The organism is Bacillus sp. FSL R5-0576 (assembly GCF_038004765.1).
GTDB lineage: Bacteria > Bacillota > Bacilli > Bacillales > Bacillaceae > Bacillus > Bacillus subtilis.
Genome location: NZ_JBBORU010000001.1, coordinates 327178 through 340576 on the forward strand (window position 1 = coordinate 327178; position 13399 = coordinate 340576).

At 47.2% G+C, this 13399-nt stretch carries 13 protein-coding genes; 6 read left to right on the forward strand and 7 right to left on the reverse strand.

The genetic code is table 11. The features are described from left to right. Positions 1 to 954 carry a petrobactin ABC transporter substrate-binding protein YclQ gene (gene yclQ / locus NX903_RS01630; RefSeq protein ID WP_014478834.1) on the forward strand — a complete coding sequence of 318 codons (954 nt, stop codon included), beginning with the start codon at positions 1 to 3 and terminating at the stop codon, positions 952 to 954. Between the two features lie 46 nt (positions 955 to 1000). Here the strand turns inward: yclQ and NX903_RS01635 are convergent, their stop codons facing one another. The 4 genes from NX903_RS01635 to NX903_RS01650 form a co-directional block, all read right to left on the reverse strand. Next, entirely contained in the window at positions 1001 to 2419 is a 1419-nt protein-coding gene (locus NX903_RS01635) for an MDR family MFS transporter (protein ID WP_086343458.1), read from the reverse strand. 19 nt (positions 2420 to 2438) lie between these two features. Next, positions 2439 to 3317: a TetR/AcrR family transcriptional regulator gene (locus tag NX903_RS01640; RefSeq protein WP_003246592.1), complete on the reverse strand. Its 879-nt coding sequence runs from the start codon at positions 3315 to 3317 to the stop codon at positions 2439 to 2441. Positions 3318 to 3481: 164 nt separating this feature from the next. Beyond that, positions 3482 to 4231, reverse strand: coding sequence for an oxygen-insensitive NADPH nitroreductase (gene nfsA / locus NX903_RS01645; protein WP_003234479.1), 750 nt, complete (start codon positions 4229 to 4231; stop codon positions 3482 to 3484). 16 nt (positions 4232 to 4247) lie between these two features. After that, positions 4248 to 4535, reverse strand: a complete 288-nt coding sequence (locus NX903_RS01650) for a putative quinol monooxygenase (RefSeq protein ID WP_003234477.1) — start codon at positions 4533 to 4535, stop codon at positions 4248 to 4250. 139 nt (positions 4536 to 4674) lie between these two features. Here NX903_RS01650 and NX903_RS01655 point away from each other — a divergent pair, with 139 nt between their 5' ends. Next, entirely contained in the window at positions 4675 to 4989 is a 315-nt protein-coding gene (locus tag NX903_RS01655) for an ArsR/SmtB family transcription factor (RefSeq protein WP_003234476.1), read from the forward strand. Position 4990: 1 nt separating this feature from the next. On the opposite strand, the gene gabR is transcribed toward NX903_RS01655, so the two are convergent. Further along, positions 4991 to 6430, reverse strand: coding sequence for a MocR-like transcriptional regulator GabR (gene gabR / locus NX903_RS01660; protein ID WP_086343459.1), 1440 nt, complete (start codon positions 6428 to 6430; stop codon positions 4991 to 4993). Positions 6431 to 6535: 105 nt separating this feature from the next. Between gabR and gabT the strand changes: the two genes are divergently transcribed. From gabT to gdh, 4 genes are all read left to right on the forward strand, one after another. Next, complete coding sequence (gene gabT, locus NX903_RS01665) at positions 6536 to 7846, forward strand: 4-aminobutyrate--2-oxoglutarate transaminase (protein ID WP_046160059.1); 1311 nt, start codon at positions 6536 to 6538, stop codon at positions 7844 to 7846. Positions 7847 to 7914: 68 nt separating this feature from the next. Next, positions 7915 to 9303: a succinate-semialdehyde dehydrogenase gene (gene gabD / locus NX903_RS01670; protein WP_015382777.1), complete on the forward strand. Its 1389-nt coding sequence runs from the start codon at positions 7915 to 7917 to the stop codon at positions 9301 to 9303. 122 nt (positions 9304 to 9425) lie between these two features. After that, positions 9426 to 10289, forward strand: a complete 864-nt coding sequence (gene glcU / locus NX903_RS01675; RefSeq protein WP_026009827.1) for a glucose uptake protein GlcU — start codon at positions 9426 to 9428, stop codon at positions 10287 to 10289. Positions 10290 to 10308: 19 nt separating this feature from the next. Next, the gene (gene gdh / locus NX903_RS01680) at positions 10309 to 11094 is read left to right on the forward strand and encodes a glucose 1-dehydrogenase (RefSeq protein ID WP_014475815.1); all 786 of its coding nucleotides are present in this window, start codon (positions 10309 to 10311) and stop codon (positions 11092 to 11094) included. 44 nt (positions 11095 to 11138) lie between these two features. Here the strand turns inward: gdh and NX903_RS01685 are convergent, their stop codons facing one another. Continuing rightward, positions 11139 to 11753, reverse strand: a complete 615-nt coding sequence (locus NX903_RS01685; protein WP_014475816.1) for a YcnI family copper-binding membrane protein — start codon at positions 11751 to 11753, stop codon at positions 11139 to 11141. Between the two features lie 12 nt (positions 11754 to 11765). Then, entirely contained in the window at positions 11766 to 13391 is a 1626-nt protein-coding gene (gene ycnJ / locus NX903_RS01690; protein ID WP_003246637.1) for a copper transporter YcnJ, read from the reverse strand. Positions 13392 to 13399 lie beyond the last annotated feature (8 nt).

Sequence of the window (13399 nt, forward strand, 5' to 3'; positions counted from 1 at the left end):
ATGAAAAAGTTCGCATTACTATTCATCGCTTTGGTGACGGCAGTTGTGATTTCTGCATGCGGAAACCAAAGTACAAGCAGCAAAGGTTCTGATTCTAAGGAAGAACAAATCACGGTGAAACACCAGCTGGACAAAAACGGAACAAAAGTACCGAAGAGCCCTAAAAAAGTTGTCGTATTTGACTTTGGAAGCTTAGATACATTAGATAAACTTGGACTTGATGATAAAGTAGCGGGACTGCCGAAACAAGCCCTTCCTAAATATCTGTCCAAATTCAAGGATGACAAATATGCTGACGTCGGAAGCTTAAAAGAGCCAGACTTCGAGAAAGTGGCAGATTTAGATCCTGACTTGATCATTATCTCAGGAAGACAATCTGAGTCTTACAAAGAATTCTCTGAAATTGCGCCGACAATTTACCTTGGCGTAGACACAGCGAAGTATATGGAATCATTTAAGTCTGACGCAGAAACAATCGGTAAGATCTTCGATAAAGAAGATGAAGTGAAGGATGAACTCGCAAAAATCGATCATTCAATCGCAGATGTAAAGAAAACGGCTGAAAAGCTTAACAAAAACGGTCTCGTCATCATGGCGAACGACGGGAAGATCAGCGCATTCGGTCCTAAATCAAGATACGGCCTGATCCATGACGTGTTCGGCGTCACACCGGCTGATAAAAACATCAAAGCGTCTACTCACGGACAAAGCGTTTCTTACGAGTACATTTCAAAAACAAACCCGGATTACCTGTTTGTCATTGACCGCGGTACAGCGATCGGTGAAACATCATCTACTAAACAAGTCGTTGAAAATGATTATGTGAAGAATGTAAACGCAGTGAAAAATGATCATGTCGTCTACCTTGATTCTGCTACTTGGTACTTATCAGGAGGCGGTCTTGAGTCTATGGCACAAATGATCAAAGAAGTGAAAGACGGTTTAGAAAAGTAAAACCAAAAAGAGCCTCCGCTAAATAGCGGGGCTCTTTTTTTGTTAATCAGCGTGCCGGCTGCTGTTCGGCAGGGCGCTGAGGTTTCTTTAATGTGAATGAGAGAAGGAAGCCGACAAGTGCAATGACGGCAGCCACTATAAAAGCGGCGTTCATGCCGTGCAGGGCGGCGTGCTTCACATTTGTCGTGCCTGCATGTGCGGCCTGGTTGCTCATCACGGAAACCAATAGTGCGGTTCCGATCGAGCCGCCGACTTGGCGAATCGTGTTGTTCATCGCAGTTCCGTGCGGAATCAAGTGGCGCGGCAGCGCGTTGATTCCGGCTGTTGTCACTGGCATCATGATCATGGCGGTACCTAAGAGACGAACGGTGTATAAAACGACAATCCAAGCGAGTGACGTATGGTCAGTCAGCTGCATAAACGGCAGAGATGTCAGGAAGATGATGCAGAAACCGGCAATCGCCAGCCCTCTTCCGCCGACACGGTCAAAAATTCTGCCGATAATCGGCGACATAAAGCCCATCACAACGGCTCCCGGAAGGAGCATAAGCCCTGTATCAAAAGCTGTGACGTCTCTGACATTTTGTGTATAAAGCGGCAGGATGGTTTCCGTACCGATCAATAATGCAAAGACGAGGGTTCCCAGCAGTGTTGTTAAGCTGAAAACGCCAAACGTGAAGACGCGGAATTCCAGCATCGGTTTTTCAAGCTTCATTTGTCTTGTGATAAACAAGAGCAGCGCGATGACACCCACCAGCAGTGAAATCAAGACGGTTGAACTGGACCAGCCATAAGAGCCGACGCTTGAGAAGCCGTACAGAAGGCCGCCGAACCCAAATGTTGAAAGGATGACTGATAAAATATCAATCTGTGTTTTTCTTAAAGTCGTCACGTTTTTCATCAGGATGCTGGCAAGAATCAAATCAATCACAGCAAACGGAAGAATAATATAAAACAATGATCTCCAAGAGAAAGCTTCGACAGCCCATCCGGAAAGAGTCGGTCCGATCGCAGGCGCGAATGAGATGACCAATCCGACCATACCCATAGCCTGGCCGCGTTTTTCAATCGGAAAGATTGTCAGGAATACAGTCTGCATGAGCGGCATCATAATGCCGGCTCCAGCCGCTTGAATGATACGCGCTGTCAGCAGAACCGGGAAGTTCGGCGCGAACGCTCCGACGACTGTTCCGGCAGTGAAAATGCTCATTGCTGTGATGAGCAGCGCCCGGCTTGTGAATTTCTCAATTAAAAACGCGGTAATCGGAATTAAAATCCCGTTAGTTAACATAAATGATGTGGTCAGCCATTGTGCTTGGTTGGCATCGACATTGAAATCCCTCATGATATGGGGAAGTGCGGTAATCAACAATGTCTGGTTCAAAATCGCCACAAACGCTCCGGCTAACAAAATGCCGACAATGACAGAACGGTTAAAAGGTTTTTGTTCAATACTTTTGTTCAATACATATCCCTTCTTTTCTCTAAGTAATTAACAGTGTTTTTAACATGGAAACGGGCTGTGTTAAAACACCGGTTTGTTCCAGATAGCCAATCAGTGATTTGAGTAAAAAAGCGCGGGGTTCTTCCTTCTTCGCTTCTTCCTCCAGCATGGCAGCTGCGGATGTCAGTTCATCTACGTCATAGTCCGCGGCGGACAGGGAAGAGATGCCTTTATGTAATTCCTTCAGGCTTTCCGATAATAGGACTGATTTATCCTTTGGCTTGTAGGAGGATGCTGAATGAATATAAAGCTCGATGGCTTCGGGCGGAAGAAGAGACTGGCGGGTTTCCCTGTTTTTGATAATCTGATTGAGGGTGCTGATGATAAACTCTGCGATCGGGTCAAGCTCAAGCGGTTTTTCCTCGATTTTGATCAGCATTAAAAACTCACGCATCATGCCGTGAAGAATGATAACCAAATCCCACACAAACGGGAGAATGGTTTCTCCATACGCCTGGATCAGCGAATCGCGGTGCCAGCAGATAATCGTCGATCTGGTCTGATGGATATGCTGTTTGACCCGGTCATTGTGCAGCTTGGGGTTTCCGTAGGTCAGCATATTGAAAAACTGCTGATTCCGCCTGAAGCCCTCCAGTTCCATTTTGACCTTTTGCGTCAAACGCTCCTCCGGTGTAAGTGCGGTATTTTCCTGAAGTCTTGAGGCCGCGGCCACCATTTGCTTCTGGTTAAATGACAGCAGCTCCAAAAGCAGATCTTCTTTAGATTGGAACAGCTTATATATCGAAGCTTTTGACATCTTACATTCTTCTGCGATCGCCTGCATGGAAACCGACGTAAAATCCTTTTCCGAAAAAAGCTTTCGCGCGGCTAACAAGATATCTGTTTTTTTATCAAGCATCTCATGGCTTCCTTCTTTCTTGAACATTAGAAAACCCATTGGTTCACAGAAAACCAATGAGTAACTATGAAAAAAATTTTACCAAATAAACAAAATAGAAGTCAATGGATTTTAACCGGGTAAATGAAAGGCCTGCCGGAAAATCCGACAGGCCGAATAAGAGCTTATTTTTCAACTTTAAATCCTTGTTTTTCAAGCATTTCACGGATGTGCGGATAGTACAGGCGCTCATAGTAGGAAGCGATGCTCTGTGACCAATTTCTTGTTTCTTTTCCGTTTGTCCGTTTATTCATGTATTCAGACATCTGTTCGTCGTATGCCTGAATGTGAGACGTCAGCTCATCCTGATTCAAATAAGTTTCCTGATGATTGACAGCTTCCTGCGGCAAGCGCGGTTTTTTCGCTGAACGGTCGGCAGGATGCCCAATGACAAGGCCGGATAAAGGGAACACGTATTTTGGAAGCTCAAGCAGTTCGATCAGCTCTTGAGGGTTTCCGCGAACCGCACCGATCGGAACTGTGCCAAGTCCGAGTGACTCAGCCGCTGCTGTTGCTGTGCCGAGGGCAATACCAGCGTCTACTGCGCCGACAAGAACAGATTCCAATCCATTTGTGATTTCCATTTTGAAATCATGCAGATCTTCAAGCGCAATTTTGGCCCGGTTGAAATCTGCGCAGAACAGCAGGAAAACAGGAGCTTGATCGATCCATGGCTGGCCGCCTGCCAGTTCGGAGATTTTCTTTTTGCGCTCTTTATCCTGGACTGTGATCACAGTCACTTGCTGTCCGTTGATAGAAGAAGGGGCTGATTGCACCGCTTCAATGATTTGGTCCAATTGCTCCTGAGCTACAGGCTCATCTGTGTAGCTGCGAATCGAGCGGTGGTCTGTTAAAGATTTAATCACTTCATTCATATGAGACACCCTTCCTTTACTCGCTAAGCTCTGTGCGGACAACATCAAGAGGAGCGCTCAGCAGTTCTTTTCCTTTTGCGACAAACCCTTGGAAATGTGCAGTTTCGTTATGGAATTTCATTGCCGCTTCATCTTTCCATTTTTCAAGCATGACAAATGTATTTTCTTCGCCTACTTTTTCGAATAGGTCGTATTGCGCGTTGCCTTCCTCAGCTCTTGAATGCTGAACAAGTGATTGAGCCTCGCTCAAAAATTCCTCGCGTTTTTCTGGTTTTACTTTGATGTAAGCTTGTAATACGATCATGTAAATCTCCTCCGTCGTTATGCGAATTTATTGTTCGAATTTCATCGAACTAAATGTAACATGTATTCTAAATGAGGTAAAGGAAAAACCCTTAAATAGTAAAATTGTCATTCTAATTGTTGTGTGATACATTTGTGTCATGAACATTCCAAACCATCCAGAAACAGAAACATTGCAGCTGACAAAGGTTCTTCATGCACTTAGTGATCCGCTTCGTTTAGAGCTCGTCAAGCAATTAGCTGAAGCAAAAGAAAAAACGTGCAGCACCTGTGCAGATGTGCAGGTTGCCAAATCGACTTTGTCGCATCATTTTAAAGTTTTGAGAGAATCAGGCATCGCTCAAGTTCGGATAGAAGGAAAGCGCCGGTATTATTCGCTTCGCGCTGAAGACCTTGAAAAGGCATTTCCGGGCCTGCTTGAAGCCGTGCTGAATGTAGACCAGGACCGCTGGTGAATCAATCCCCTGTAACGGGGATTTTTTTATGTCCGTAAACAGCTTTGAAAAGCCGCTGCACACCCTCCTGAATATCTTCTTCCTTCAGCCGTGCAAAGCCGATAATGAGAGCAGGCCTGCCCGTTTGCCGCTTGTTTTCCTTCAAGTTAAATCGGCTCATTCCGAATATTTCAAGCTGCAGCCCGGCAGCATGTGACAGGATGTCTTGTTCGGTGCGCCTGGTATCAAATTCGGTAACAAAATGCAGCCCCGCATTTGCCCCTTTTACGGTAACCTCTCCGCTGAACTCTGCTTCTAAAGCGGTGATCAGGCGTTCTCTCTTTTCTTTATAATGCTGCATCATTTTTTTTATATGCTTCTGATATTCACCAGACTCGATAAATTCCTGCAGGGTGAGCTGTGTAAGTGATGAGCAAGTCTGCAGATCATAGCCCCGCTGTTTGTATGCCCTCAACAGCTCAGGCGGCAACACCATATAGCTGATCCGCAAGCCGGGGAGAAGGGACTTTGAAAAGGTTCCCATATAGATGACATTTTGAAAACGGTCGAGGCTTTGCAGCGCCGGAATACTGTCTACATCATATGTGAATTCACTATCATAATCGTCCTCAATGATATATCGGCGCGGCTCCTCGGCTGCCCAGTTCAGCAGCTGAATTCTTCTGGATACAGGCATAATCGTTCCGGACGGAAACTGATGCGACGGGGTGGTCACCAGCACATCTGGCTGCTGTCTGGTGATTTCAGCAATCGACATGCCCTTTTCATCCAGCATGATCGTCTTGACTTGTTTTCCGGCATTCTTCAAAAGCTGATACATGCGCCTGTAGCCAGGCTCCTCCATCGCATACACGGCTTCATTGGGTAAAAGCTCAGTCAACAGCTGCATGAGCACCTGTGTGCCTGCCCCTATGATCATTTGTTCCGGCCTGCATTTTACACCCCTCGTCAGGGAAATGAGCCTCGTAATGGCCGCTCTCACTTCATATATCCCTTGCGGATGTGACATATCGCCGAGCGTGCGGTATGAGCGGGAGGCCGCTTTTTGCTCGCAGCGGAACCAGCTTTTGATCGGAAAATGGTCTGTATCGGAACTCATGTGTGAAAACGATATCCAATCGCTCTGGTCGATGTGAATCTCTTTTAGATCATCCGGCAGTGCAAATGGAGGGTGCTCCTCGGCGGAAAACATGTCTAGTTCCTCCACGAAGAAACCCTTTCGTTCAATGGCGTACAAATACCCCTCAGCCAGCAGCTGCTGATAGGCTGAATTCACTGAATTTACGCTGACCTTGAGATTTTCAGCCAGCTCCCGCTTGGAGGGAACCTTCGAGTGCGGCAGCAGATTGCGGCTGAGGATTTCTTTTTTCAGCTTTTGATAAATTTGCTGATAGATATAATCGGCTTGTTCTGAACGATCGAGTGTAATCGTGATATCCATTTGTATTTTCTCCTTCTGATACCATCAAAAAGTTATAATTGGTACTTTTCATCATACCAAAGAGAAGTCAGAATGATAAGAAAATACCGACAGGGGGATATTCACATGAGTCAAACAACAGCAAGCATCACAACTGCACAATGGCAGCAAAAACGGGATCAATTTGTGTCAAAAGGTGTGAGCAACGGCAACCGCAGTCTGGCGGTCAAAGGAGAAGGGGCCGAGCTGTACGATCTGGACGGCCGGAGATTTATTGATTTTGCAGGCGCCATCGGCACGTTAAATGTCGGACATTCGCATCCGAAGGTGGTTGAGGCTGTGAAGCGGCAGGCAGAGGAGCTGATTCATCCTGGCTTTAATGTCATGATGTACCCGACTTATATCGAGTTAGCCGAAAAACTGTGCGGCATTGCACCGGGCAGCCATGAGAAAAAAGCGATTTTTCTTAACTCAGGGGCAGAAGCGGTCGAAAACGCTGTGAAAATCGCCAGAAAGTATACAAAGCGCCAAGGCGTTGTCTCGTTTACACGCGGGTTTCACGGGCGCACGAATATGACGATGAGCATGACAAGCAAGGTAAAACCTTATAAATTCGGTTTCGGGCCTTTTGCGCCAGAGGTTTATCAAGCGCCGTTCCCTTATTATTATCAGAAGCCGGCCGGCATGAGTGATGAAAGCTATGACGATATGGTCATTCAAGCATTCAATGATTTCTTTATCGCTTCAGTGGCGCCTGAAACGGTGGCGTGTGTCGTGATGGAGCCGGTGCAGGGAGAAGGCGGGTTTATTATTCCTTCGAAACGGTTCGTACAGCACGTCGCTTCATTCTGCAAAGAACACGGCATTGTTTTTGTTGCTGATGAAATCCAAACCGGCTTTGCCAGAACTGGCACTTATTTCGCAATTGAGCACTTTGATGTAGTGCCCGATCTGATCACGGTTTCTAAATCGCTTGCGGCAGGCCTGCCATTAAGCGGTGTGATCGGGCGTGCGGAAATGCTTGATGCGGCAGCGCCAGGGGAGCTGGGCGGCACGTATGCCGGCAGCCCGCTCGGCTGCGCGGCGGCTTTGGCAGTCTTGGATATTATCGAAGAAGAAGGACTGAATGAGCGATCTGAAGAAATTGGCAAAATCATTGAAGACAAGGCGTATGAGTGGAAACAAGAATTCCCGTTCATCGGTGACATCCGCAGACTCGGGGCGATGGCCGCAATCGAAATCGTCAAGGATCCAGACACGCGTGAGCCTGATAAAGCAAAAGCAGCAGCGATCGCGGCCTATGCGAATCAAAACGGATTACTTTTGCTGACAGCGGGAATTAACGGTAATATCATCCGCTTTTTGACACCGCTCGTCATTTCAGACAGCCTTTTAAATGAAGGGCTCAGCATCTTGGAGGCTGGCCTGCGAGCTTAATCATTGGAAAGAAAACGGCTGGGTCTGCTATCATTTTAAGTAATCATGAAAAGAAAGGAATGTTCAATATGCCAGATCAATTAACGGTCTACAACCCGGCTACGGGCGAGGAGATCAAAACGATTCCTCAGCAATCAGCCACAGAGGTAGAAGAAGCCATTGAACGTTCACATCAAGCGTTTAAAACGTGGTCTAAAACATCAGCGAACGAAAGAGCGTCTCTTTTGAAAAAATGGTATGAACTGATTGTTGAACATAAAGAAGAGCTTGCAGATTTAATTACGAAGGAAAACGGAAAACCCTATCAGGAAGCAGTCGGCGAGGTACTATACGGCGCAGGCTATATCGAATGGTTCGCAGAGGAAGCGAAGCGTGTGTACGGAAGAACGGTCCCGGCCCCGACAACTGGTAAACGAATTGTTGTCACACGCCAGCCGGTCGGCCCCGTTGCTGCTATCACGCCCTGGAATTTCCCGAATGCGATGATTACACGCAAAGCGGCGCCTGCTCTTGCCGCCGGCTGTACATTTATCATCAAGCCGGCGCCGGACACACCGCTGTCTGCTTATGAACTGGCGCGCCTAGCATATGAAGCGGGCATTCCGAAGGATGTTCTTCAGGTTGTGATCGGCGATGGAGAAGAAATCGGAAATGTGTTCACAAGCAGTCCGAAAATCCGCAAAATCACGTTCACAGGCTCAACACCTGTAGGGAAAATCCTTATGAAAAACAGCGCGGACACCGTAAAGCACGTCTCAATGGAGCTCGGCGGACACGCCCCGCTGATCGTAGATGAAGATGCGGACATTGACCTTGCCGTTGAACAGGCGATGGCGTCCAAATACCGAAACGCCGGCCAAACCTGCGTATGTGCCAACCGCCTGATCGTTCATGAATCCATTAAAGATGAATTTGCTGCGAAACTGAGCGAGCAAGTGTCTAAGCTGAAAGTCGGAAATGGACTTGAGGAAGGCGTCAATGTCGGCCCGATTATCAACAAACGAGGCTTCGAAAAAATCGTCAGCCAAATAGATGATGCGGTTGAAAAAGGCGCGAAAGTTATTGCTGGGGGCACATATGACCGAAACGATGACAAAGGGTGCTACTTTGTGAATCCGACAGTGCTCACCGATGTCGATACGTCCATGAACATCATGCATGAGGAAACATTCGGCCCGGTCGCCCCGATCGTCACGTTTTCTGATATTGATGAAGCGATTCAGCTTGCCAACGATACACCGTATGGCTTGGCTGCTTACTTCTTCACAGAAAACTACCGCCGCGGCATCTATATTTCCGAGAATCTAGAGTATGGCATTATCGGCTGGAATGACGGCGGACCGTCAGCTGTTCAAGCGCCATTCGGCGGAATGAAAGAAAGCGGCATCGGCCGTGAAGGCGGTTCAGAAGGTATCGAGCCGTACCTTGAAACAAAATATTTGTCCATCGGTTTATAAAAGAATGCACGCTCCTGAGAGCTGCCGGATTTTCCGGCAGCTCTTTTTGTGTTCCGGCGAATAATCACAACAATTCCAGCCAAAATAACAGCAAATACATTTTGAAAGAAGGTTCCCCAACAATGGATTTATTATTGGCTCTTCTCCCGGCTTTGTTTTGGGGGAGCATTGTTCTCTTCAATGTGAAATTAGGCGGCGGGCCGTACAGCCAGACACTGGGAACGACGATCGGGGCGCTCATTGTTTCTATCGTTATTTACTTTTTTGTTCAGCCCGTTCTGTCCCTTCGCATTTTTATTGTTGGAATCGTATCCGGCTTATTTTGGTCACTTGGACAGGCCAACCAGCTGAAAAGCATTCAATTGATGGGCGTGTCGAAAACAATGCCGATTTCCACAGGAATGCAGCTCGTTTCCACCTCGCTGTTCGGTGTGATCGTGTTCCGCGAATGGTCAACACCGATTGCGATTACGCTTGGCGTTCTCGCTTTGATCTTTATCATTGTGGGAATCATTCTCACGTCCTTGGAAGATAAGAATGATAAAAAAGAGGGCGAGCCAAGCAATTTGAAAAAGGGCATTTTGATTCTCCTTGTTTCGACTCTTGGTTATTTGGTTTATGTAGTCGTGGCTAGATTATTCAATGTGTCCGGCTGGTCCGCGCTGCTGCCACAGGCAATTGGCATGGTGGTCGGGGGGGTAGTTTTAACCTATAGGCACAAACCCTTTAACAAGTATGCGATCAGAAATATTCTCCCAGGGTTAATCTGGGCAGGCGGAAATATGTTTTTGTTTATTTCTCAGCCGCGAGTCGGCGTTGCAACGAGCTTTTCCCTTTCACAAATGGGAATTGTCATTTCTACGCTCGGTGGCATTTTCATCCTGCGTGAAAAGAAAACGAAACGCCAGCTTATAGCAATTGCGATCGGGATTATCCTGATTATTGCCGCCGCCGTATTCTTAGGAATCGCCAAAACAAATTCATAACAAATGGAGGAGGATGTATATGTATCCGGATTTAAAAGGAAAAGTCGTCGCTATTACAGGAGCTGCTTCAGGGCTCGGAAAGGCAATGGCCATTCGTTTCGGCAAGGAGCAGGCAAAAGTGGTCATTAACTATTATAGTAATAAGCAAGATCCGAACGAGGTAAAAGAAGAGGTCATCAAGGCGGGCGGTGAAGCTGTTGTCGTCCAAGGAGATGTTACGAAAGAGGAAGATGTAAAAAATATCGTGCAAACGGCAATCAAGGAGTTCGGCACACTCGATATTATGATTAATAATGCCGGTCTTGAAAATCCTGTGCCGTCTCACGAAATGCCGCTCAAGGATTGGGATAAAGTCATCGGCACGAACTTAACAGGTGCCTTTTTAGGAAGCCGTGAAGCGATTAAATATTTCGTAGAAAACGATATCAAGGGAAATGTCATCAACATGTCCAGCGTGCATGAAAGGATTCCGTGGCCGTTATTTGTCCACTATGCAGCTAGTAAAGGCGGAATTAAGCTGATGTCTGAAACGTTGGCTTTGGAATACGCGCCGAAGGGCATTCGCGTCAACAATATCGGGCCAGGTGCGATCAACACGCCAATCAATGCTGAAAAATTCGCTGACCCTAAACAGAAAGCAGATGTAGAAAGCATGATCCCGATGGGCTATATCGGCGAACCTGAGGAAATTGCCGCAGTGGCAGTGTGGCTTGCTTCGAAGGAATCCAGCTATGTTACAGGCATCACGTTGTTTGCGGACGGCGGAATGACGAAATATCCTGCTTTCCAGGCAGGCCGCGGTTAAACATAAAAAGCGACCCAGACATGACATCTGGATCGCTTTCTTTATTAGGCACGCTTTTTCTTTACAAGTGCTGCTACAGATAAAATAATGGCAGCCGCAGACAGCACAATCGCTGTAATGTCTAGAGCTGAAGAACCTGAGTTTTCGGAATCGTCTTCTGTTTTCGTGGCCCCGTGCTCATCTGTCACTTGTTTTGCAGACGTGATGTTTGTAATGGAATGAGGTGTATCGGCATCCTCGTCACCTGTCCACTCAACAATGCTGCCGTCTTTGTAATATTGGTATGCGTCCCAAGCAGCTTCCTCCGCTTTGTCAGGGTTTTTGGCAACAAAGGTAAACTGCTGGAACTGTCCTTCCTGAATGCCTCCGTCAGTCGCCTCCCATGTCACGGACACTGATTTGTCATCATGTTTTTGAGTGGAAACCTTCCAGCCCGGAATTGGCTCATATTGCTGGAATTCAACATCCTTCGGCATTTTGAGGACAACCTTCGTTGTCGGCAGATTTTTCTCTGAAGGAACCTTCATTGTATACGTTTCCCAAGAGCCTGCAGCAGACTCAGCCGGTTTTACAGAAACATGCGCGCTGGCAGGGGCCGTAAAGAATAAGAGGGAGCCGACAATAGCCGGACATAGTGTCAATGCGATTTTTTTCAACAACGTAAACACTCCTTAATTGGTCTTTGTAAACATGATATTGATTTCGTTAAAGTCGCCGGTCAGGCCGTGGACTTTGATCTTCCAGTTTCCTTTTTCATTAATCGACAGGTTTTGATCCTGGAAGACGCCTTTTGTTTTTTCTTTTAATGTAAAGGTGCTTTTGTTTTCGCTGCCTGACAGACCTGTTTTATAAACGGTTAACGTGATTTGCTGGATGTTTTTCACGGGATCTCCGTTATGGTCGGTGACACGCAGCTCAAAAACATTTTTTCCGGGCTGGTTTGGGCTGATGCTGAGAGAAACGCTTTGTCCGTTCTCAATTGCTTTGGTTTGGTAGAACGGTTCCGGCGCTGGCTCAGGCGGGCTTGGCAGGCTTGTAAACACGGCCGCTGTGATCAATACAGCGATGCCGATTGCCCACTCCGCTTTCAACGTTCGGCTGATTCCTGTGCGGCGCTGCTTTCTGGTAAGCAGAAAATGAATTGCGCCTAAGACCAGCATGAAAACAAACAGCCCGCTTTTCACTAAAAGAGCTTGGCCATACGCTGTATGGAACAGTGAATCCATTGAACGAATGATGAAAAATCCATTGAGCAAGCCTGAAAACAAAATGACGCCGACTGCAGTGAGCGCCCATGGAGAGAACCGTCTGACCGTCTCCCACGCGAGCGTTTTGTCAGGCTGCCTCCATTCTTTTGAGAGCAGCAAAACGAGTGCCGCTATTCCGCCGACCCAGATGGAAGCGGAAGTTAAATGAAGGAAATCCATCAAAATGCCGACCGTTTTTTCTTCAACGACAGCAGCATGCCCGGTAAACGCCTTGGCAAGCAGGAGACCGAAAAAGAAAATGAGCGGCGCTGTCCAATAGCCAAAGGATGAAAAGCGGTTTTTCCGTATCGCAGGAATTACAGACAGTGCGAGCAGCACGAACAGCGCGGCCTGTATGATCCAAATGGAGCCGCCTGCTGTCTCAAACAGTGTTTCTCTGATGTAGCCCGGCTGGAATGCGCTGCCCCAGCCGCCGCCTGCGTTCGCTTTTGTCTGAATCGGAAGCTGAAGCAAAAGCGCCAGCCCCAATGCTGCGATCGAGCCGGTCAGGATACGTCTCGTCCGTTTGACGAGCTGTTCTGATTTCCCTTTATACCAGAAAAGATGGAAGAAAACCGTTCCGATAAACAGAGATAAGGCTGTATACAGAATCGCGCGATCTGCTGCTGTTCCCGGATTCAGAGCTGAATCGGCTGCTTTTTGGCTGCTGAATCCGCCATCCGCTTTCCCGATACTGAATGGAATGACGCCGGAAACAGGATGCCCGTCCGCGGATACGGCATTCCATTCCGCTCTGTACACATCTTTAGGCAGATTCTTCTTCAGCTTCACTGTCATGATGTGATGATTATCTTTTTTGATTTCAGTCTTGTCCGTATCCACACGGTCGCCGTTTGAATTATAGACTTTAATGTAATGAAACCCTTCTTCAACCGGTTCATTAAATTCGATTTCCACCTGTGCAGGGGCGCTTTTTAATTCGCTGTTTTCCCCAGGTGAAGATTTGACAATATAGGCGTGAGCAAAGCTTGTTTTCGGCAGGAAAACAAGAAAAAGCAGAAGGATGATCCACCATCTGTTTCGCTTCATCACTCAGA

Coding starts and splice junctions, on each gene's coding strand:
- yclQ (WP_014478834.1), top strand. CDS start 1: ATGAAAAAGTTCGCATTACTATTCATCGCTTTGGTGACGGCAGTTGTG.
- NX903_RS01640 (WP_003246592.1), bottom strand. CDS start 3,317: ATGCTTGATAAAAAAACAGATATCTTGTTAGCCGCGCGAAAGCTTTTT.
- nfsA (WP_003234479.1), bottom strand. CDS start 4,231: ATGAATGAAGTGATTAAATCTTTAACAGACCACCGCTCGATTCGCAGC.
- NX903_RS01650 (WP_003234477.1), bottom strand. CDS start 4,535: ATGATCGTATTACAAGCTTACATCAAAGTAAAACCAGAAAAACGCGAG.
- NX903_RS01655 (WP_003234476.1), top strand. CDS start 4,675: ATGAACATTCCAAACCATCCAGAAACAGAAACATTGCAGCTGACAAAG.
- gabR (WP_086343459.1), bottom strand. CDS start 6,430: ATGGATATCACGATTACACTCGATCGTTCAGAACAAGCCGATTATATC.
- gabT (WP_046160059.1), top strand. CDS start 6,536: ATGAGTCAAACAACAGCAAGCATCACAACTGCACAATGGCAGCAAAAA.
- gabD (WP_015382777.1), top strand. CDS start 7,915: ATGCCAGATCAATTAACGGTCTACAACCCGGCTACGGGCGAGGAGATC.
- glcU (WP_026009827.1), top strand. CDS start 9,426: ATGGATTTATTATTGGCTCTTCTCCCGGCTTTGTTTTGGGGGAGCATT.
- gdh (WP_014475815.1), top strand. CDS start 10,309: ATGTATCCGGATTTAAAAGGAAAAGTCGTCGCTATTACAGGAGCTGCT.
- ycnJ (WP_003246637.1), bottom strand. CDS start 13,391: ATGAAGCGAAACAGATGGTGGATCATCCTTCTGCTTTTTCTTGTTTTC.